We start from the raw sequence: 19,376 nt of genomic DNA, 5'->3' as shown, positions 1-19,376 counted from the left end.
ACGCGCCGCACCCCTGGGCGACGGCGGAGCCGGGCACCGGCTCCGCCGGGCCGCGCGGCACGCGCGGCCTGCGCCGGTTCACGGGGCCCCGGCCGCCCCGGCCCGAGCGCTGCGAACTGTGCGCGGTGGCGGTCCCCGAGGACGGCCACCGCCACCTGGTGGAGGTCGAGAAGCGGGCGCTGGTCTGCGCCTGCACCGCCTGCGCCCTCCTCTTCGACCGGCCCGGCGCCGCCACCGGGCGCTACCGCGCCGTACCCGACCGCTACCTCACCGACCCGGACCACCGGCTCGGCGAGGGCGCCTGGGAGCAGCTCCAGATCCCGGTCGGCGTCGCCTTCTTCTTCCGCAACGCCGCCCTCGACCGGCTGGTCGCGCTCTACCCGAGCCCGGCCGGCGCCACCGAGAGCGAACTGGACCCGGCCACCTGGCAGGACGTACTCGGCGGCGGGGCGCTCGCCGCGCTGCTCGAACCCGACGTGGAGGCACTGCTGCTGCGCCGGACCGAGGGCCGCACCGAGTGCTACCTCGTCCCCATCGACATCTGCTACGAGCTGGTGGGGCGGATGCGGCTGCTGTGGCAGGGATTCGACGGCGGGGCCGAGGCCCGCGCCGCGCTGAACGCCTTCTTCGCACAGGTGGAGCGCAGGGCCAAGGTCCCGGCCGGGGCGGGGGAGGGGCGTCCGTGACCGACTTCTCCTTCTCCTGCACCGGGGTGCGCGCCGACGCGTACGCGGCCGGCCCCACCCTGGTCTTCCGGCTGCGCATCACCACCGCCCCCGACAAGCGCGTCCACGCCCTCGCCCTGCGCTGCCAGATCCGCATCGAGCCGGCCAAGCGCGGCTACGGCACCGGCGAAGCCGCCGCGCTCCACGACCTGTTCGGCGAGCGGGCCCGCTGGGGGACCACCCTCCAGCCCCTCCAGTTCGCCCAGGTCTCGGTGATGGTCCCCAGCTTCACCGGGGAGACCGAGACCGACGTCGTCGTGCCGTGCTCGTACGACATGGACATCGCCTCCGGCCGCTACCTCAGTGCGCTGGAGGACGGCGAGGCACCGCTGCTGATGCTGTTCTCCGGCACGGCCTTCACCGGGGCCGGGGGCTTCCAGGTCGAGCCCGTTCCCTGGGACCGCGAAGCCCCGTTCCGGATGCCCGCCGAGGTGTGGCGGGAGATGGTCGAACAGCACTTCCCCGGCTGCGGCTGGCTGCGGCTGCCCCGCGACACCATGGCGGAGCTGCTCGCCTACCGCTCCCGCCACGCGCTCGCCTCCTGGGAGGCAACCGTACGGGCCCTGCTGGACGCGGTGTCGGCCGCCGAGCCGCCGCCCCCGGACCCCGCCTGGGCCGGCGCCGTACTGCCGCGGGCCGCCGAGAGGACCGCGCCATGACCACGACGGCCCTGCCCGAATCGCGCTTCGCCGTCGCCCGGCAGGTGGCCGACGCCGTCCTCTTCGAGGGCTACGTCCTCTACCCGTACCGGGCCTCGGCGGCGAAGAACCGGCTGCGCTGGCAGTTCGGCGTCCTGGTCCCGCCCGCATGGGGCCCCGCGCACGGGGAGCACTCGTTCCAGCGCACTGAAGTGGTCATGGAACCGCGCGGCGCGGCCACCCTCGCCGTCGAGCTGCGCTTCCTGCACGCGCAGCGGCGTACGGTCGAAGAGGCCCGCACGGACGGCTCGTTCACGGCCGTGCCCGAACTGAACCTGCCCGACAGGGTCCTGGTCCCGTGGGACGAGGGGACCGAGGAGCGGGTCGAAATGACCGTCCCCGTCTCCGAGTTGGAGGAGGGCGAGGTCTCTCTGCCCTTCGTCCGCCCCGCCCGCGAGGAGACCGAACCGGTCCTCGGCGCCGACGGCCGGGAGGTCGGCCGCCTGGTCCGGCGCACCGAGCGCGCCGACGGGGTGCTGCGACTGCGCGCCGAGCAACTGGACGTCCCGTACCGGGCGTTCAAGCTCACGGCGGTGGTCGAGAACACGAGCGACTGGACGCCGGACACCGAAGGAGCCGCCCGCGCCGACCGCGACGTCGTGCTGCCCCGCTCGCTGGTGGCGGCCCACCTCCTGCTGGGCCTCAGCGCCGGATCCTTCCTCTCGATGACCGACCCGCCCGAGTGGGCCAAGGCCTCCGTCGCCACCTGTGCCAACCGGCACACCTGGCCGGTCCTCGCCGGCGAACCCGGCAGCGGCGACGTGGTGCTGTCCTCGCCGATCATCCTGGAGGACCACCCCGGCATCGCGCCCGAGTCCATCGGGGCCATGTACGACGCCACCGAGATCGACGAGATCCTCGCCCTGCGCACGGCGGCCCTGACCGACCAGGAGAAGCGGGAGGCCCGCGGCACCGACGCCCGCGCGGCCGCCGTCATCGACCTGGCCGAGTCCATGCCGCCCGAGGTGCTGGAACGCCTGCACGGCGCGGTCCGGGCGCTCCGCGAGATCACCGACCCCGGTGCGCCCACCCCCGATTCCTTCGGCGAACTCTTCGACGAGGACGCCGTGTTCAAGCCGGACACCCCCTGGTGGGACCCGGAGCACGCGGATCCCGCCGGTCCGGCCCGCGACCGCATCCTGATCGACGGGACCTCGGTGGGCCCCGGCAGCCGCGTGGTCCTGCGGCCGGGCCTGCGGCGCACCGACGCCCAGGACCTGTTCCTCCAGGGTGCGGCCGCCCAGGTCGAGGCCGTCCTCCACGACGTGGACGGCGGAGTGCACCTGGCCGTCACCGTCGAAGGGGACCCGGGCGCCGACATCCGGCGCGAACAGGGCCGGTTCCTCTACTTCCAGCCCGACGAGGTCGCCCCCCTGGAGGGCGCGTGAGCGGCCGCATCCTGATCGCCGGCATCGGCAACGTCTTCCTGGGCGACGACGGCTTCGGCGTCGAGACCGTCCGGATGCTGGCCGGGCCCGGGCACGCGCTGCCCGAGCACGCCGAGGTGGTGGACATCGGCGTACGCGGGGTCCACCTCGCCTACCAGTTGCTCGACGGCTACGACACGCTCGTCCTGGTGGACGCCACCGCCCGCGGCGGAGCCCCCGGCACCCTGTACCTGATCGAGGCCGCCGAGCCCGGCTCCCTCGCCCCGCAGGGCCCCGTACTCGACGGGCACCAGATGTCGCCCGACGCGGTGCTCGCCCTGCTGGACACCCTGTGCGCCGGAACCGGCACCGCGCCGCCCCGGCGGATCTGGGTCGTCGGCTGCGAACCCGGCTGTCTGGAGGAGGGCATCGGCCTGAGCGCGCCGGTGGCCGCAGCGGTGCCGGAGGCCGTACGGATGGTCCTGGACCTGGTCCGCCGCCCGGACCAGGAGCCGCTCGAAGAAGACAGGCCGCTCGACGAAGAACAGAGCGCCGCCGCCAACTGAGGAGAACCCATGAAGAAGGCCATCATCGGCGGCACGGCCGTCGCCGTCCTCGCCGCCGCACTGTGCGTGGTGCTCCCCGACCTCCAGCGCTATCTGAGGATCCGCCGCATGTGACGCGTGACCCGTGACCCACGACCCATGACCTGTGATCCCCGCGATCCCTGACGTGCGACCGCCCCGGCGCCCGAATGGCGTACGGGGCGTCGGCGCGTCGGCGTGCCCGAGCGCCCCGTACGGCGACGGCCGGTCTAATGAGGCCCGGCAGGACGGAGTCCCATGCACGAGATGTCGATCGCCATGGCCGTGGTGGGCCAGGTGGAGGAAGCCGCCGAGGCCGGCGGCGCGACCGCCGTCACCTCGGTCCGGCTCCAGGTCGGAGAGCTGGCCGGGGTGGTGCCCGACGCCCTCGCCTTCTGCTTCGAACTGGCCTGCGCGGGAACGCTCCTCGAAGGCGCCGAGCTCGTGACGGAGCCGGTCGCCGCCCGCGCGCACTGCCGTTCCTGTACGGGCGACTGGGCGGTCGGCATGCCGCCCCGGCTGGCCTGCCCCGGCTGCGGGCAGGCGACGGACGTCGAACTCCTCACCGGGCGCGAGCTGCAGATCCTCAGCGTGCACTGGGAGGAAGGCCCCGGCCCCGACCGCGTCCGGACCACCGCCCCCGCCCCCGCCCTCGCCCCCGCCCGCGAACCGATCTCCGAGGAGCGCTGAACCATGTGCCGTGTGGTCGACCTGAAGCAGGCGGTCCTCGCCAAGAACGACACGGCCGCGCACACCCTGCGCGCCGAACTCACCGCCCGCGGCACCACCGTGGTCAACCTGCTCTCCAGCCCGGGCAGCGGGAAGACCGCCCTGCTGGAGCGCGAACTGGGCCTCGCGCGCGAGCGCGGCGTACCCGTCGCCGCCCTCACCGCCGACCTCGCGACCGAGAACGACGCGCTGCGGCTGGCGCGTTCGGGCGTACCCGTCAAGCAGGTGCTCACCGACGGGCTCTGCCACCTCGAAGCGGCCATGCTGGGACGGCACCTCGACGGCTGGCTGCCCGAGGACACCCGGCTGCTGTTCGTGGAGAACGTCGGCAACCTCGTCTGCCCCGCCTCGTACGACCTCGGCGAGTCCCTGCGCGTGGTCCTGGCCTCGGTGACCGAGGGCGAGGACAAACCGCTCAAGTACCCGACGGCCTTCGGGCTGGCCCAGCTCGTCGTGGTGACGAAGACGGACATCGCTCAGGCCGTGGAGTTCGACGAGGCCGCCTTCCGCGCCCACGTCCAGCAGGTCAACCCGGGCGTGGAAGTGGTGCTGACCTCGGCCCGCCGTGGCGAGGGCCTCGGCATCCTGCTCGACCGGGCGCTGGCGGTGGGCGCCGGCGGCGCGGTACACGCCCCGGTCATGGCCCAGCAGCCCCCCGCACACCACCATCACCACGCCGAGGGTCCGGTCCACGACCACGCCGCCGGGCACCACCACGACCACGACCACGTACCCGGCCACCACCACGCACCCGGTGCCGGGCACGGCCCCGGGCCGGGGCCCGGGCACGGCCCCGGTCCCGAAAGCGGTCCCGGCCACACCGGTCCCGGCTCGGTCTCGCGGGCCGTGCACCCGCACTCCGGCGTGGTGCCGACCCGCTGATGGAAGCCGTGGAACGCCGCCGGGTCACCGTGCGCGGAGTGGTGCAGGGCGTCGGGTTCCGCCCGTACGTCTACACCCGCGCGACCGGCCTCGGCCTGGCCGGACACGTCACCAACACCCCCGAAGGGGTCGTCGCCGAGGTCGAAGGGGCGCCGGCCGCCGTATCGGCCTTCTGCGAGCGCCTCGCGGCCGACGCCCCGCCGCTGGCCGTCGTCGACGCCGTCGACCACCACGAGGTCCCCGTCTCCGGCGGCGCCGGCTTCACCATCGTGTCCTCCCGCTCCGGCGGCCCCGCCCGCACCCTCGTCTCCCCGGACGTGGCCACGTGCGCCGACTGCCTCGCGGAGCTCGCCGATCCCGCCGACCGGCGCCACCGGCACCCCTTCATCACCTGCACGCACTGCGGACCCCGCTTCACCATCGTCACCGGGCTGCCGTACGACCGCGCGCACACCACCATGGCCCGCTTCCCCATGTGCCCCGCATGCGCCCGCGAGTACGCCGACCCCGCCGACCGGCGCTTCCACGCCCAGCCGGTGGCCTGCCCCGACTGCGGACCCCGGCTGCGCCTGCTCACCGGATCGCCGCCGCGCGAGAAGGCCGGCGCCGACCCGGTGGCCGAGGCCCGCCGGATGCTGGCCGACGGGGCGATCCTCGCGGTCAAGGGCCTGGGCGGCTACCACCTCGCCTGCGACGCCGCGCACGCCGGAGCCGTCGCCGAGCTGCGGCGCCGCAAGGCCCGCGGGGACAAGCCCTTCGCCCTCATGGCCCGCGACCCCGCCGGCATCGAGCACCTCGTCGACCTCGGCCCGGCCGAACGGGCCCTGCTCACCGGGCCCGTCCGGCCCATCGTCCTGCTGCGCCGCCGCCCGGGAGCCCGCGCGGCGGAGTTCGTCGCCGAGGCCGTCGCCCCGGGCAGCCCCGACCTGGGCGTGATGCTCCCCTACACCCCCGTGCACCATCTGCTGCTCGGGCTCCCCGGGGACCCGCCCGGTCCCCGGCTGCTCGTCATGACCAGCGGCAACCTGTCGGGCGAGCCCATCGTCACCGACGACACGGAGGCCCTGGACCGGCTGGCCCGGCTCGCCGACGCCTGGCTCACCCACGACCGGCCCATCCACGTCCCCTGCGACGACTCGGTGGTGCGTGTCTGCGACGGCGAGGCGCTGACCCTCCGCCGCTCCCGCGGCCACGCCCCGCTGCCCCTCACGCTGCCGCTGTCCGTCCCCGCCACGCTCGCCGCCGGGGGCGACCTCAAGAACGCCTTCTGCCTCGGCGCGGACCGCCGGGCCTGGCTGTCGGCGCACATCGGCGACATGGACGACCTGGCCACGCAGTACGCCTTCGAACGCGCCGAGCAGCAGCTGGAGTCCATCACCGGCGTCACGCCCGGGCTGCTCGCCGTGGACCGGCACCCCGGCTACCGCTCGGGCCGCCTGGTCCGCGGCCGGGCCGGCGGCCGTCCGGTCCTCGGAGTCCAGCACCACCACGCGCACATCGCGTCCGCGATGGCCGAACACGGCCGGAGCGGCACCCGCAAGGTGATCGGCGTCGCGTTCGACGGCACCGGATACGGCGACGACGGGGCGGTCTGGGGCGGGGAGGTGCTGCTGGCGGACTACGCCGGCTACACCCGGTTCGCGCACCTCGCCTACGTCCCGCTGCCGGGCGGCGACGCGGCAGTGCACCGGCCGTACCGGATGGCCCTGTCCCACCTGCGCGCCGCAGGTCTCGGCTGGGACCCGGACCTGCCCTGCACGGCGGCCTGCCCGCCCGAGGAACTACGGCTGCTCCGGCGTCAGTTGGAGCGGAACCTGCACTGCGTACCGACGTCCAGCATGGGCCGCCTCTTCGATGCCGTCTCCTCCCTGGCGGGCATCTGCCACCACGCCGGGTACGAGGCCCAGGCCGCCATCGAGCTGGAGGGCGCGGCGCTCACCGCGAGCGGAAGCGGCCCGGGGGGCGGGGCGGACGCCGGTCCCGACTACGCGTTCGCCCTGCGGCCCTCCGCGCCCGGCGGCCGCGAAGCCCCGCTGGCCGCGGACCCGGCCCCCGTGCTGGCGGCGGTGGTCCGCGACGTACGCGCGGGCCTCGGGCCCGGCGTGGTCGCCGCCCGCTTCCACGCGGCCGTCGCCGACCTCGTGGGCACGCTGGCCGTCCTCGCGCGCGAGCGGCACGGGCTCGACACCGTCGCCCTGACCGGCGGGGTCTTCGCCAACACCGTGCTCTCCTCCGCCTGCGCCCGCCTCCTGCGCGAGCGCGGCTTCACCGTCCTGCGCCACCACCGCGTCCCGCCGAACGACGGGGGGCTGGCCCTCGGCCAGCTCATGGTGGCGGCCTGCGCCCCGCAACACCCACAGCAAGGAGAGGGCCATGTGCCTGGCGGTACCCGGCAGAGTGCTTGACATCGGGGAGAAGGACGGCACCCGCATGGCGACCGTCGATTTCGGCGGTGTGGTCAAAGAGGTGTGCCTGGAGTACCTGCCGGACCTCCAGGTCGGCGAGTACGCCATCGTCCACGTCGGCTTCGCGCTCCAGCGCCTCGACGAGGAGTCGGCCCGGCAGACCCTCGAACTCTTCGCCCAACTCGGCATGCTCCAGGAGGAGTTCGGCGACCCCTGGGAGCGGGCGGCGGCCGAGGCGGGCGTATCGGACTGGCCCTTCACGGAAGACACCGTGCAGCAGGAGGCGCAGCAGCAGTGAAGTACATCGAGGAATTCCAGGACCCCGAGCTGGCGCGCCGCCTGCTCGACGACATCCACTCCACCGTCACCCGGCCCTGGGCGCTGATGGAGGTCTGCGGCGGCCAGACGCACACCATCATCCGGCACGGGATCGACCAACTGCTGCCCGAGCAGATCGAGTTGATCCACGGGCCGGGCTGTCCGGTGTGCGTGACCCCGCTGGAGGTCATCGACAAGGCGCTGGAGATCGCCTCCCGCCCCGAGGTCATCTTCTGCTCGTTCGGCGACATGCTCCGCGTGCCCGGATCGGGCCGGGACCTGTTCCAGGTGCGCAGCGAGGGCGGCGACGTTCGGGTGGTGTACTCCCCGCTCGACGCCCTGCGGATCGCTCAGCAGAACCCGGCGCGCGAGGTGGTGTTCTTCGGCATCGGCTTCGAAACCACCGCGCCGCCCAATGCCATGACGGTCCATCAGGCCAAGAGACTCGGCATCCCCAACTTCAGCCTGCTCGTCTCCCACGTCAGGGTGCCCCCGGCCATCGAGGCGATCATGACCTCCCCGAGCTGCCGGGTCCAGGGCTTCCTCGCCGCCGGGCACGTGTGCAGCGTGATGGGGATGGGGGAGTACCCGGAGCTGGCCGCGCGCCACCGGGTCCCCATCGTGGTCACCGGATTCGAGCCGCTGGACATCCTCGAAGGCGTACGCCGGGCGGTGGGGCAGCTGGAGCGGGGCGAGCACACCGTCGACAACGCCTACGCGCGCGCCGTGCGCCCGGAGGGGAACCCGGCCGCCCTCGCCATGCTGGAGGACGTCTTCGAGGTCACCGACCGCGCCTGGCGCGGCATCGGCGTCATCCCCCGCAGCGGCTGGCGGCTGTCCGCCCGCTACCGCGACTACGACGCAGAGCACCGCTTCTCCGTGACCGGCATCGCCACGCAGGAACCCGCCGAGTGCCGCAGCGGAGAGGTCCTCCAGGGCCTGATCAAGCCGCACGAGTGCGAGGCCTTCGGCACCACCTGCACCCCGCGCACCCCGCTCGGCGCCACGATGGTCTCCAGCGAGGGCGCGTGCGCCGCGTACTACCTCTACCGGCGCCTCGACCTCGCGCCGGCCGCCCGGACCGCACCGCTGGAGGCGAGCCCCGTTGTCTGAAGCCCTGTCCGACGCCGTACTCGACGTGACGGGCTGGACGTGTCCGGCCCCGCTGCGGGACCGCCCCCGGGTGGTGATGGGCCACGGAGGCGGCGGAGCGCTCTCCGCCGAGCTCGTCCAGCACATCTTCGCTCCGGCCTTCGGCGGTGAGGTGCTCGCCGGGCTCGGCGACTCCGCCGCGGTCACCCTGGGCGGGGCCCGCCTCGCCTTCTCGACCGATTCGTACGTGGTGCGGCCGCTGTTCTTCCCCGGCGGCAGCATCGGCGACCTCGCCGTCAACGGCACGGTCAACGACCTGGCCATGAGCGGCGCCCGCGCCGCCTACCTCTCGTGCGGGTTCATCCTGGAGGAGGGCGTCGAACTCTCCGTGGTGGCCCGGGTCTCCGAGGACCTCGGCGCGGCCGCGCGGGCCGCGGGCGTCGAGGTGGCCACCGGCGACACCAAGGTCGTGGAGGCCGGCCACGGCGACGGCATCTACCTCAACACGGCCGGCATCGGGCTGATCCCCGACGGGGTGGACCTGCGCCCCCAGCGCGTCGTACCGGGCGATGTCGTCATCGTCAGCGGGGAGATCGGCCTGCACGGCGTGGCCATCATGAGCGTCCGCGAAGGCCTCGAATTCGGGGTGGACGTCAAGAGCGACTGCGCGCCGCTGGGCGGGCTCGTCCAGGCCATGCTCGCGGTCACCCCCGACCTGCACGTCCTGCGCGACCCCACGCGCGGCGGGCTGGCGGCCGCCCTGAACGAGATCGCGGCCGCCTCGGGCACCGGGGTCGTCATCCACGAGGGCCGGGTGCCGGTCCCGGAGGCCGTCGGCAACGCCTGCGCGATCCTCGGCCTCGACCCGTTCTACGTGGCCAACGAGGGCAAGCTGGTCGCGTTCGTGCCCCGGGAGCACGCCGACGCCGTCCTCGACGCGATGCGCGCGCACCCGCTGGGCCGCGGCGCCACGGTGATCGGCGAGGCGGTCGAGGCCCACCCCGGCCTGGTGGTGGCCCGCACCGGCCTCGGCGGCACCCGCGTGGTCGACCTGCCGATCGGAGAGCAACTGCCCCGCATCTGCTGACGCCGGGACCCCGCGCGGCGGCGATCCGGTGAGCTCAGGGGAGCTCGGGGATGAAGGGGAGGTAGTCCTCCGTGGCCGCGGAGGGCAGGACCGCATAGCTGGCCTCGGGGAGCTCGTTCCACACCCCCGGGAGGTCGCCGAGCGGTTCGGAGACGACCAGCCGCGTCGCGTCCGAGACCTCCCGCAGGAACGGCAGCTCCGGGTACAGCTGCCGCACCGTGTCGGCCCTGCTGCTGTAGTACAGCGAACGCGACGTGCCCGCGCTGGAGTAGCGGAAGGCCCAGACGCGCTCGCCGTCGCTGACCGCGATCGTCATCTGCATCGGGTCGGCGACGCCGTGCTCCTTGCCGACGCGCTCCACGAGGCCCGTCATCCGGGCGACCGCGCCGGGGGGGTCCTGGTCGAGGCCGTAGGTGACGGCCAGGTAGAACATCACCTCGGAATCCGTGGAGCCCTCGATGCACGGGAACAGCGCGGGGTCGACGGCCATGCACAGATCGCGCTGGAGGCGGTGGAAGTCGGTGATGGCGCCGTTGTGCATCCACAGCCAGCGGCCGTGACGGAACGGGTGGCAGTTCGTCTGCTGAATGGCCGAGCCGGTGGAGGCACGGACGTGCGCGAAGAACAGCGTGGAGCGGACGTGCGCGGCCAGTTCCCGGAGGTTGCGGTTGTTCCAGGCCGGTCCGATGTCCCGGAAGATCGCCGGTGTGCCGTCGCCGTCGGCGCTGTACCAGCCGATGCCGAACCCGTCGCCGTTCGTCGACTCGACGCCCATCCGGGCGTGCAGGCTCTGATCGATCAGCGAGTGTTCCGGCTGGTAGAGAACCGCGTCGAGCAGCATCGGCGAACCGGAGTAGGCGAGCCAGCGACACATCCGCATCATCCCTCTCCTGCGCCCTGTACGAGCCTATCGCGGCCGCCCTCCCGCCGCCTCGCGCCTTGACACGCCCGCCCGCCATGTGCTTGCGCCGGACGGGTGGCATCTCCCGCGCCGGGCGCCGGACCGGGGGGCGGGCGGCGGAGCGGTGCCGAGAATCTGTGTCTGCGGCCCAGGGAAGGGGAGACAGGTGCGCGGCGCGGCGGTCGAGATCCTCGTGTGGTGGGCGGTGCTGATGGGGGTGACGGTGGTGTTGATCAGCTCCCTGGGCCCCGTGGAACTCCTGGTGGCCGGTGTCGCGGCGGCCGGTGCGGCCGTGGTCGTACGGTTCATGCGGCGGGCGGCGGACGTGCGGGTGCGCGGAACCGCCGGGGCGCCGCGGGCGGTTGCCGGGCTGCCGCTCGCAGCCGTCCGGGGCCTCGCCGCGCTTTCGGGCTTCGCGACCGGACGGGGACCAGGACGGGGAACGGGGCGGGGACACCGACCGGCGGCGGGCAGGATCCGGCGGATCCCGCTGCGCGACGGGGCGGATCCGGGCTGGGCCGGGGTGGTGCTCGGATGGTCCGCGGACACCTGCGTGACCGACCTGCCGGAGGGGCGCGCGGAGGCCGTCGTCCACAGTTTCGCAGCGGCGCCGGGCGGCGGGCCGGAACGCGCGGTGGCCCGCCGGGACGGTGCGCGGTGAGCGCCGTCCCTGCGCACGCCTGGTCGGCGGCCGCGCTGGTCCTGCTCGCCGCCGCCTGGCCGGCCGGACTGTGGGCGGCCTCCCGCGGCAGCGCCGTCGGCCGGCTGGCAGGCCTCTGCCTGGCGGGCACGGTGACCGGCGCCGTCCTCCTGCTGCTGCCGATGGCGTACGGCCGCCCGTCGTACCAGGACGTCGCGCTCGTGTTCGCGGTGCTCTCCCCGGCCGGGGTCCTCGTCTTCACCCGCTTCGCCGGAGCCGACTCCGGCCCGTCCGGCGAGGACGGCTGAGGTGGCGGCCGTACACGCCGTGGCGGCGGTCCTGCTCTGGCTGGGCGTCGCCTGCCTGCTCGCGGCGGCGGGAGCGCTGGTGCTCCTGCGCGGGCGCGGGAGCCTCGCGCGGCTGCACGCGCTGGCCCCGGCCAACGGGCTCGGCGTACCGCTGATCACCTGCGCCGTGGCCCTGGAGCAGGGCGCCGGGCGGGCAGCCGCGAAGACCCTGCTGATCGGGCTGCTGCTCGCCGTCGGCGGGACCGTGACCACCATCGCCATCGGCAAGGCCACCGCGGACGAGGAGGGGCGGGGCCGCCATGGATGACGCCCTGATCGCCGTGGCCCTGCTGCTCGTCGTGGTGGCCGCGACCCTGGCCGTCCTGTGCCGGGAACCCGTGCGGCAGGCCGCGGCCCTCGCGGTGCTCGGGCTCGCGCTGACCCTCCTCTTCCTCGTGCTCCAGGCCCCTGACGTGGCGCTCTCGCAGCTCGCGGTCGGCACGGCACTGACACCGCTGCTGATCCTGCTCGCGGCGCGCAAGATCCGCCGCAGACCCGCCGAGGAGCCCGAACCCCGGCACGCGCGGCGCGGCCCGCAGGGGCGCCCGTGAAGGACCGGACCCGGCTGGTCCTCCTCGGCTGCGCCGCCGCGGTGTTCGCCGGCTTCTTCACCGCCGCCTGCCCGAGGCTGCCCGCCTTCGGCACGGACCACCACCCGTACGGGGACCGTGCGGTGGCCGCCGCGCTGGCCCACCACACCGCCAACGTGGTGTCCTCGATCAACTTCGACCTCCGGGCCCTCGACACCCTCGGTGAGGAGTCGATCCTCTTCGTCACCGTCCTCGCGTCGACCCTGCTGCTGCGCCTCGCCCGTGACGAGCGCAAGGCACCGCCCCGGACCGAGCGGGCCCTGCCCACCACCCGGCTGTTCGGGACCGTCCTGCTGCCCGTCGCCCTCGTCGTGGGCGTGTACCTGGTGGCCCACGGGCAGCTCACGCCCGGCGGCGGCTTCCAGGGCGGGGTCGTCCTCGCCACCGCCCTCCACCTGGCCTATCTCGCCGCCGACTACCGGGTCTTGGAACGGGTTCGGCCGCTCGCCGCCCTCGATGTCACCGACGCGCTGGGGGCGGTGTCGTTCACGGCGCTGGGCCTGGTGGGCCTCGCGGCCGGCGGGGCTTTCCTGGAGAACGTCCTGCCCTTCGGCGCGTTCAACCAGATCACCTCGGGCGGCATGGTCCCGCTCTTCAACGCGGCCGTCGGCGTCGAGGTGGGCTCGGGCCTGATCGTGCTGCTCGCCCATTTCCTCGACCAGGCCGTCGAGATCCACGAGGACGTCGAGATCCACGAGGACGACGAGATCCCGGAGGACGACACATGATGGCCGCCCTGCCCTTCCTGGCCGCCGGATGGGTGCTGCTGATCGCCCTGTACGGCCTGGTGACCAGCCGCAACCTGATCCACGCGATCGGCTGCCTCGCCGTCGCCCAGTCGTCCACGTACCTGATGCTGCTGGGCGTCGGGTACCGCCGCGGGGCCACCGCCCCCGTGTACGGCGACCTCGTACCCGGCAGCCGGCCCGTCGTCGATCCCGTCGTCCAGGCCCTGACCCTCACGGACATCGTGGTCGGCGCCACCGTGACCGCCCTCCTGCTCGCCCTCACCATCCAACTGCGCAAGCGCCACGGAACGGTCGACCCCCAGGCGCTCACCGCGCTCAAGGGCTGAGGCCGTGGCGGACGCCGAGGCGCTCCTGCCGCTGGCCGTGGCGGTCCCGCTGATCGGCGCCGTCCTGCTGGCCGTGGCCGGCCGGTGGCTGCCCCGGCTCGGCTGCGACCTCCTCGCCACCGCGGCCGCGGCGGCCGACCTGGGCTGCCTGGTCGCCCTGTGGCCGCACACCGCGGAGCGGGCGGGAGCCGGAGCGGGGTTCGCGGCGGGCGTCCGGATCGGCGGGCACCCCGCGGACATCGGGATCGTCCTGCTCGCCGACCCGCTCGGCACCGGACTCGCCCTGCTCGCCTCGACGCTCGTGCTCGCCGTGATCGTCTACTCCTGGCGCTACTTCGACGAACCGGCCGGTGACCGGGCCGGGGTCTTCCCCGCGCTGATCCTGCTCTTCGAGGCGGGCATGGTCGGCTTCGCGCTGACGGCCGACCTGTTCAACGCCTTCGTCTTCTTCGAGCTCATGAGCGTCGCCGCGTTCGCCCTGACCGGCTACCGCATCGAGGACCCGAGACCGCTCCAGGGCGCCCTCACCTTCGGGATCGTCACGTCCTTCGCCGCGTACGGCGCCCTCCTCGGCATCGCGATGCTGTACGCGCGCACCGGCGAGCTCAACCTGGCCCGCCTGGGGGAGCGGCTCGCCGGGCAGCCCACCGACGCCCTGACGGTCGTCGCCTTCGTCCTCGTCGTCACCGCGTTCCTGGTGAAGGCGGCGGCCGTGCCGTTCCACTTCTGGCTCCCCGACGCCCATTCCGTCGCGCCGACCCCGGTCTGCATGCTGATGTCCGGGGTCATGGTCGAGCTCGGCGTGTACGGGGCCGCCCGCGTGTACTGGGCGGTGTTCTCGGGTCCCGGCGGGATCCCGCACACCGCCTTCCGCACCACCTTCGTCGCGGTCGGCGTCGTCACCGCGCTGCTCGGCGCCCTCATGTGCTGGCCGCAGCGGCACCTGAAGCGGATGCTGGCCTTCTCCACCGTCAGCCACGTGGGGCTGTTCCTCGTCGGCATCGCCCTGCTCACCCCGGCGGGCACCTGCGCCACGGCCGTGTACGTGGCCGGCCACGGCTGCGCGAAGGCGGCGCTCTTCGGGCTGTGCGGAGTCCTGCTCGACCAGTACGGATCGGTGGACGAGCGCGGCCTCCACGGCAAGGCGCGCGCCCTGCGGGCCGTCGGCCTGCTGTTCGCCCTCGGCGCCCTGGTCCTGGCCGGTCTCCCGCCGTTCGGCGCGGGTCTGGGCAAGGCGCTCGGCGAGGAGGCGGCGGGGACCGTGCTGCTGCCGGTGTTCCTCCTGACCTCGGCGGTGACCGGCGGCACGCTGCTGCGCGCGGCCGCCCGGATTTTTTGGGGCGCGGGACGGCCCCCGAGCCCGGCGCCCGCAGACGCCGAGACCAGTGGGGAGGGGGAGGAGCCGGAGGTCCGGGAGCCGCGGAAGGCACCGCACCCGCCCATGGTCGTGGTGCCGGCGGTACTGCTCTTCCTGGGGCTGCTCGTCGGCACGGTTCCGGCGGTCGCGGAGAGTCTCGGCCACGGCGCGGCGCTCTTCACGGACCGGGCCGGCTACGCCGCCGCCGCGGGCGGGGCAGGGACCCCGGGCGGCGGTGCGGCCGCGGAGGCCCTCCCGACGGAGTGGACCGCGGCGGGCGCGGTGCTCGGCCTGGCCTCGGCAGTCCTGGCGTGCCTGCTGGCCGGGGCCGCGCTGTGGTGGCCGGGCGGCGCGGGCGCGCGCGGGGCGGCGGCCGCCGCGGTCCTGCCGCTGCGCCGCCTGCATTCGGGGCTGGTCGGGGACTACCTGGCCTGGCTGGCCGTGGGCGTGGCCGCCCTGCTGCTGGCGGTGGCCCTGCAGGCGTAAGTGCGTGCGTGTCCTACAGGCCTCCTACAGCCCTCCTACAGCCGCTCTTCCATCCGGATGGCGGACTCCAGATCCTCGTGGGCCTTGCCCGCCGCGTCCTTGCCCCGTCCCTGGCCTTCCCGGCCCTCCCCGTCCTCCTGCTGCTCCAGCAGCGCCGCGGCGATCGCGTCGAGTTTGCGCTGGATCGCGTGTTCGGCGCGGCGCTCGGAGTTCTTCAGCAAGGCCAGCAGGAGCAGGGACACGGCAGCCATGGCGTCGCCCGCGAGGTGCTGCCACTCCGTGGACAGCCCCGCCAGGTGTACGGCCACGAAACCGGCCACCAAGAGCACGCACAGGACGGAGAAGACGGCGGAACTCGTGAAATTGGAGGCGAGCTCGGCCAGTTTCTCGAAGCGGGCGGCGCGCCCCTCGTCGGCGCGTTCCGCCGGGTGCTGGAGGGCCATACCCGGCGCATGCCCATCCGTGCCCTCCCCACACGCACCGCCCCGCATCCGCTCCCGCGGTGCCCGAATTCGGCCAGGGCGGTGCGGAACGGAGGTGTTGGCCGTTTCGCGTCCTTCCCAGCACGCACCCGCTGTGGTGGCATGTGCATGCCGAAATTCGCATCGGTTCCGGTTCCGGTTCTGCCGGACCAATGAATGGAGAAACCACGATGTTGCTCCGCAGATTCACCGTCGGCGCGGCGGTCGCGGCGTTATGCGCCCTGGCCGTTCCCGCGCAGGCCGACACCCCGTCCACGCCGCCCGGCAGAATCACCGTCGAGGTGGTCGGCGTCAACGGATCGGGATGCCCGCAGGGGACGGCGGGCGTCACCGCGGCCTCCGACAACACCTCGTTCAGCGTCACGTACAGCAACTACCTGGCCCAGGCCGGCGCCGGCTCAGGCGGCACCGAGTTCCGCAAGAACTGCCAGCTCGCCCTCCAGGTCCACGTACCGCAGGGGTTCACGTACGCCATCGCCCGCGCCGACTACCGCGGCTTCGCGCACCTCCAGCGCGGGGCCTACGGCCAGCAGCGCGCGAACTACTACTTCCAGGGCATGCCGCAGACGGCCCGTACGACCCACCAGTTCGGCGGCCCGTACTCCGACAACTGGCAGGCGAGCGACCAGACCGACTACCAGGACCTGGTCTTCGCGCCCTGTGGCGAGGAACGCAACCTCAACGTCAACAGCGAACTGCGGGTCTACGCGGGGACGTCGAACCCGCAGGCCCTGAGCTTCATGAGCATGGACTCGACGGACGGCAGCGTGAGCACGGTCTACCACTTCGAGTGGAAGGAATGCCCGGCGGCGGCCTGACGCGGCGTGAGCGCAGGAAACACCGATCGATGATCAGGAGTGACAACGATGCCTCATTCCCTGTCTCGTACCCTGCTCACCGGTGGCGCGGCGGCCGTGCTGATCGCCACGGCGGCGACCTCCGCCGGGGCCGCCGGCCACACCCCGCAGATCACCGCTCCGCCCGACAAGATCGTGATCGAACTCGCCACCGTGAACGGATCCGGCTGCCGCGAGGGCACCGCCGAAGTGGCCGTCGCGCCCGACAACACCGCCTTCACGGTCACCTACAGTGACTACCTGGCGCAGGTGGGCCCCGGCGCGCCGCCCACGGCATTCCGCAAGAACTGCCAGCTCAATCTCCGCGTCCACGTTCCTTCGGGATTCACCTATGCGATCGTCCAGGCGGATTACCGCGGATTCGCATTCCTCCAGCCGGGTGCGTGGGGTCAGGAGCGGGCCAACTACTACTTCCAGGGAATGCCCCAGACGACTCAGCGCACCCATCAGTTCAACGGTCCGCACAATGACAACTGGCAGACGAGCGACAAGACCGAGTACGCGGATCTGGTCTGGGCCCCGTGCGGAGAGAAACGAAACTTCAACATCAATACGGAACTGCGCGTGAATGCGGGCACGTCCAATCCGCAGACCGCCACCAGCTTTATGGCCATGGACTCCACGGACGCGAGCGTGAGCACGCTCTACCACCTGGCCTGGCAGGTCTGTCCCACGCCCAAGTAGCCCCCCGGGGAGCCGTCCGCCCGACGCCCCGTGCCGTACCCGGCGGATCCGCCGGGTACGGCACGGGGCCGCGTTCGCGCGTCGCTCAGGTCAGGGGGCGCAGCCGGGTCGCGGTGTGGTGGGACACCGCCGGCAGGACGGCCGCCGAGACGGGGGCGTCGGAGGAGGTGAGCGCGCTGCCGGCCTGCCAGGCCCGCCAGTCCAGGTTCCAGTCGCCGAAGCCGTTCTCGAACGGAGCCATCGGCTCGCCCTCGCTGTTCACCACCTGCACGATGTCCCCCTCCCGTACGGTCTGGAAGAACCACGCGGCCTCCGTCGTGCTCATGCCGGTACAGCCGTGGCTCACGTTCTCCTCGCCCTGCGACGCGACCGACCAGGGCGCGGCGTGCACGTACTCGCCGCTCCACGTCACCCGCGTCGCGTAGAAGACCGGCAGGTCGTAGAACTCGCTCGTGCCGCGCTTGATGCCGACGGAGTCCCCGCGCATCCGGACCTGGTACTCCTTGCCCAGCACGACCTTGATGCCGCTGCGGGTCCGGAATCCCGCCTTGCCGGTGGTGACCGGGATCGTCCGGATCGCCGTGCCGTTGCGGCGTACGGTCATCTCGTGCGCTTCGGCGTCGGTGACCGCCTCGATCCGGTCCCCGATGGTGAACTCCGTGGAGTCGGAGGGGCCGCCGTAGTCGTGGTCTCCCACCTCCACCCCGTCGAGACCGCTCGTCACGTGCACCTCGGCGTGCGCCGGCCAGTACGTCCGCGGCCGGTAGTGCAGCGTCGAATCGTCCACCCAGTGCCAGCCGCCCTCGACGGCCGGCTCCGAGGTCACCTGGAGCGCCCGCTCCACCCGGGCCCGGGCCGTGCGGTCGGCGGCGGGAACCGGCCGGCTCAGGGCGGCCGTCACGATCTGCCCCGCGCCGTAGGTGCCGGGCCGCGGCCCGAACTCCACCGTGAGGCGGCCCTCGTCCGGGGGCGGCGCGGTCCGGAACGCCATGGTGACGCCGACCGGAGTCCCCGCCGCGTCCTGGGCGCCGACCTGGACGGTGTAGAGCTCGCCGGCCCGCAGCGGCTCGGTGTTGGTCCAGTGACGGCTCCTGGGGGCGAGTTCGCCGCCCACGTAGCGCCCGTGCCCGTCGTGGACGGTGACATCGGTGAGTTGCCCCGCCTCGGCGAGCGCGATCTCCAGCGGGCCGCCGGAGTTCGTGGGGAGGACGACCGTACGATCCATCGCGCCGGCCTCCCGGGACGCGGGCCCGCGCAGGACCGACCCGGCTCCCCGGGAGGTGGCCCGTACGCGCTGCTGCCGCCAGCCGGTGCACAGGCCGTCCCGGAACGCCTCCAGAGCGCACCGCGCGGCGATGCCGCCGTCCCCCTGGTCCAGGGCCCGGCCCACGAGCAGGGTCACGGCGGCGTCCGGGGCGCCGGCCGGGCGCCCCGCGGCGTCCTGCTCGGGCGCCCGGCCCGGTGCCGCGGCGACGACGAGGGCGGCGCCGGTCACGGCGGCCACCACACTCCACGTCCTGCTTCCCGGCGCCCCCCGGGCCCGTCGTACCCGTCGTTCCTTTTGTGCACGGTGCGTCGATGACATCGCCACGCAGCCTTCCCAGCTCGCCCACGGCCCGTTGGGAGCATCAAAACGATTGCGCGGCTAAATGATGATCATGCGCTCGGGTGGTGCGACCGAACGGGCACGCAAGAGAACTCGGACGGAGCAACGGTGCGTTCGGGGCGCGCTCAGGGCAGCGGCCGGACCCGGACCACACGGGCGGGGTCCTGGCCGCCGCCGGAGGCCAGGATGCGCACCTCTTCCTGGTCGCTGATCTCCGCACGGACGATGCCGGACGCGTCCGCGTAGACCGGGTGGCCGCCCGGCCCGGCCTGGCCGGTGGCGCTCACCACGACGACGTCCTCGCTCGTGTCCGGGCCCTCGGTAAACACCAGCTCGTAGCGCTGGGCACTCATCCGCGCCCTCCTCTGCCGGGCGAAAGGGGCCTTCCCCACCTCCCATGATGCGCGCAGCGGCCGTTCCGCGCCGCCCGCGCGCCGCAGCCCGGCCCGGACCCGGCGCGCCGC

24 protein-coding genes are annotated in these 19,376 nt (G+C 73.8%); 20 read left to right on the top strand and 4 right to left on the bottom strand.

Annotation, left to right across the window (positions count from 1 at the left end):
* The first annotated feature begins 68 nt into the window (after positions 1-68).
* The 11 genes from ADK52_RS33185 to hypE all read left to right on the top strand — a co-directional run bounded on the left by ADK52_RS33185 (position 69) and on the right by hypE (position 9,887).
* On the top strand, positions 69-686 hold the full coding sequence (locus tag ADK52_RS33185) for a DUF5947 family protein (RefSeq protein WP_053693633.1): 618 nt from the start codon (positions 69-71) through the stop codon (positions 684-686).
* Positions 683-1,384: a DUF6084 family protein gene (locus ADK52_RS33180; protein ID WP_053693567.1), complete on the top strand. Its 702-nt coding sequence runs from the start codon at positions 683-685 to the stop codon at positions 1,382-1,384. The genes ADK52_RS33185 and ADK52_RS33180 overlap by 4 nt, the downstream gene beginning before the upstream one ends.
* A complete protein-coding gene (locus ADK52_RS33175; RefSeq protein WP_053693566.1) occupies positions 1,381-2,811 on the top strand; it encodes a hypothetical protein in 1,431 nt (476 codons plus the stop codon). Before ADK52_RS33180 ends, ADK52_RS33175 begins: the two co-directional genes overlap by 4 nt.
* Positions 2,808-3,356: a hydrogenase maturation protease gene (locus ADK52_RS33170; RefSeq protein ID WP_053693565.1), complete on the top strand. Its 549-nt coding sequence runs from the start codon at positions 2,808-2,810 to the stop codon at positions 3,354-3,356. The genes ADK52_RS33175 and ADK52_RS33170 overlap by 4 nt, the downstream gene beginning before the upstream one ends.
* A 9-nt stretch (positions 3,357-3,365) precedes the next feature.
* The gene (locus tag ADK52_RS45130; RefSeq protein WP_420714974.1) at positions 3,366-3,470 is read left to right on the top strand and encodes a DUF6893 family small protein; all 105 of its coding nucleotides are present in this window, start codon (positions 3,366-3,368) and stop codon (positions 3,468-3,470) included.
* 162 nt (positions 3,471-3,632) lie between these two features.
* On the top strand, positions 3,633-4,064 hold the full coding sequence (locus tag ADK52_RS33165) for a hydrogenase maturation nickel metallochaperone HypA (protein ID WP_053693564.1): 432 nt from the start codon (positions 3,633-3,635) through the stop codon (positions 4,062-4,064).
* A 3-nt stretch (positions 4,065-4,067) separates the two neighbouring features.
* Positions 4,068-4,985: a hydrogenase nickel incorporation protein HypB gene (hypB, locus tag ADK52_RS33160; protein WP_078988784.1), complete on the top strand. Its 918-nt coding sequence runs from the start codon at positions 4,068-4,070 to the stop codon at positions 4,983-4,985.
* A complete protein-coding gene (gene hypF, locus ADK52_RS33155; RefSeq protein WP_053693563.1) occupies positions 4,985-7,390 on the top strand; it encodes a carbamoyltransferase HypF in 2,406 nt (801 codons plus the stop codon). The genes hypB and hypF overlap by 1 nt, the downstream gene beginning before the upstream one ends.
* Positions 7,359-7,688: a HypC/HybG/HupF family hydrogenase formation chaperone gene (locus tag ADK52_RS33150; RefSeq protein ID WP_078988783.1), complete on the top strand. Its 330-nt coding sequence runs from the start codon at positions 7,359-7,361 to the stop codon at positions 7,686-7,688. The genes hypF and ADK52_RS33150 overlap by 32 nt, the downstream gene beginning before the upstream one ends.
* A complete protein-coding gene (gene hypD, locus ADK52_RS33145; protein ID WP_053693561.1) occupies positions 7,685-8,821 on the top strand; it encodes a hydrogenase formation protein HypD in 1,137 nt (378 codons plus the stop codon). The genes ADK52_RS33150 and hypD overlap by 4 nt, the downstream gene beginning before the upstream one ends.
* Positions 8,822-8,825: 4 nt before the next feature.
* Positions 8,826-9,887 carry a hydrogenase expression/formation protein HypE gene (hypE, locus tag ADK52_RS33140; protein WP_053693632.1) on the top strand — a complete coding sequence of 354 codons (1,062 nt, stop codon included), beginning with the start codon at positions 8,826-8,828 and terminating at the stop codon, positions 9,885-9,887.
* Positions 9,888-9,921: 34 nt separating this feature from the next.
* Here hypE and ADK52_RS33135 read toward each other — a convergent pair whose 3' ends face one another.
* Entirely contained in the window at positions 9,922-10,761 is an 840-nt protein-coding gene (locus tag ADK52_RS33135; RefSeq protein ID WP_053693631.1) for a class II glutamine amidotransferase, read from the bottom strand.
* Positions 10,762-10,954: 193 nt separating this feature from the next.
* On the opposite strand from ADK52_RS33135, the gene ADK52_RS44130 reads away from it, so the two are divergent.
* The 7 genes from ADK52_RS44130 to ADK52_RS33100 are packed head-to-tail and all read left to right on the top strand — an operon-like array spanning position 10,955 to position 15,283.
* Positions 10,955-11,449, top strand: coding sequence for a hypothetical protein (locus ADK52_RS44130; RefSeq protein ID WP_053693560.1), 495 nt, complete (start codon positions 10,955-10,957; stop codon positions 11,447-11,449).
* Positions 11,446-11,736 (top strand): monovalent cation/H+ antiporter complex subunit F, encoded by a 291-nt coding sequence (locus ADK52_RS33125; RefSeq protein WP_053693559.1) that lies wholly within the window; start codon positions 11,446-11,448, stop codon positions 11,734-11,736. The genes ADK52_RS44130 and ADK52_RS33125 overlap by 4 nt, the downstream gene beginning before the upstream one ends.
* A 1-nt stretch (position 11,737) precedes the next feature.
* Positions 11,738-12,043 carry a monovalent cation/H(+) antiporter subunit G gene (locus ADK52_RS33120; protein ID WP_053693558.1) on the top strand — a complete coding sequence of 102 codons (306 nt, stop codon included), beginning with the start codon at positions 11,738-11,740 and terminating at the stop codon, positions 12,041-12,043.
* A complete protein-coding gene (locus ADK52_RS33115; RefSeq protein ID WP_053693557.1) occupies positions 12,036-12,326 on the top strand; it encodes a Na(+)/H(+) antiporter subunit B in 291 nt (96 codons plus the stop codon). Before ADK52_RS33120 ends, ADK52_RS33115 begins: the two co-directional genes overlap by 8 nt.
* Positions 12,323-13,093 (top strand): MnhB domain-containing protein, encoded by a 771-nt coding sequence (locus tag ADK52_RS33110; protein WP_053693556.1) that lies wholly within the window; start codon positions 12,323-12,325, stop codon positions 13,091-13,093. The genes ADK52_RS33115 and ADK52_RS33110 overlap by 4 nt, the downstream gene beginning before the upstream one ends.
* Positions 13,093-13,440, top strand: a complete 348-nt coding sequence (locus tag ADK52_RS33105) for a sodium:proton antiporter (RefSeq protein WP_053693555.1) — start codon at positions 13,093-13,095, stop codon at positions 13,438-13,440. Before ADK52_RS33110 ends, ADK52_RS33105 begins: the two co-directional genes overlap by 1 nt.
* A 4-nt stretch (positions 13,441-13,444) precedes the next feature.
* Complete coding sequence (locus ADK52_RS33100) at positions 13,445-15,283, top strand: complex I subunit 5 family protein (RefSeq protein WP_053693554.1); 1,839 nt, start codon at positions 13,445-13,447, stop codon at positions 15,281-15,283.
* 35 nt (positions 15,284-15,318) lie between these two features.
* On the opposite strand, the gene ADK52_RS33095 is transcribed toward ADK52_RS33100, so the two are convergent.
* A complete protein-coding gene (locus tag ADK52_RS33095; protein WP_053693553.1) occupies positions 15,319-15,726 on the bottom strand; it encodes a hypothetical protein in 408 nt (135 codons plus the stop codon).
* A gap of 209 nt (positions 15,727-15,935) precedes the next feature.
* Between ADK52_RS33095 and ADK52_RS33090 the strand changes: the two genes are divergently transcribed.
* On the top strand, positions 15,936-16,583 hold the full coding sequence (locus tag ADK52_RS33090) for a DUF4360 domain-containing protein (RefSeq protein ID WP_182508475.1): 648 nt from the start codon (positions 15,936-15,938) through the stop codon (positions 16,581-16,583).
* Positions 16,584-16,643: 60 nt separating this feature from the next.
* On the top strand, positions 16,644-17,306 hold the full coding sequence (locus tag ADK52_RS33085; RefSeq protein WP_053693629.1) for a DUF4360 domain-containing protein: 663 nt from the start codon (positions 16,644-16,646) through the stop codon (positions 17,304-17,306).
* Positions 17,307-17,391: 85 nt separating this feature from the next.
* Here the strand turns inward: ADK52_RS33085 and ADK52_RS33080 are convergent, their stop codons facing one another.
* Together ADK52_RS33080 and ADK52_RS33075 are read right to left on the bottom strand one after the other, a co-directional pair.
* Positions 17,392-18,810, bottom strand: coding sequence for a L,D-transpeptidase (locus ADK52_RS33080; RefSeq protein ID WP_053693552.1), 1,419 nt, complete (start codon positions 18,808-18,810; stop codon positions 17,392-17,394).
* A 227-nt stretch (positions 18,811-19,037) separates the two neighbouring features.
* The gene (locus tag ADK52_RS33075) at positions 19,038-19,265 is read right to left on the bottom strand and encodes a DUF6296 family protein (protein WP_053693551.1); all 228 of its coding nucleotides are present in this window, start codon (positions 19,263-19,265) and stop codon (positions 19,038-19,040) included.
* Positions 19,266-19,376 lie beyond the last annotated feature (111 nt).

Source organism: Streptomyces sp. WM6372, from assembly GCF_001279655.1.
Classification (GTDB): domain Bacteria; phylum Actinomycetota; class Actinomycetes; order Streptomycetales; family Streptomycetaceae; genus Streptomyces.
Note: the sequence above shows the minus strand (reverse complement) of the source record. Positions and strands in the feature narration are given on the sequence as shown.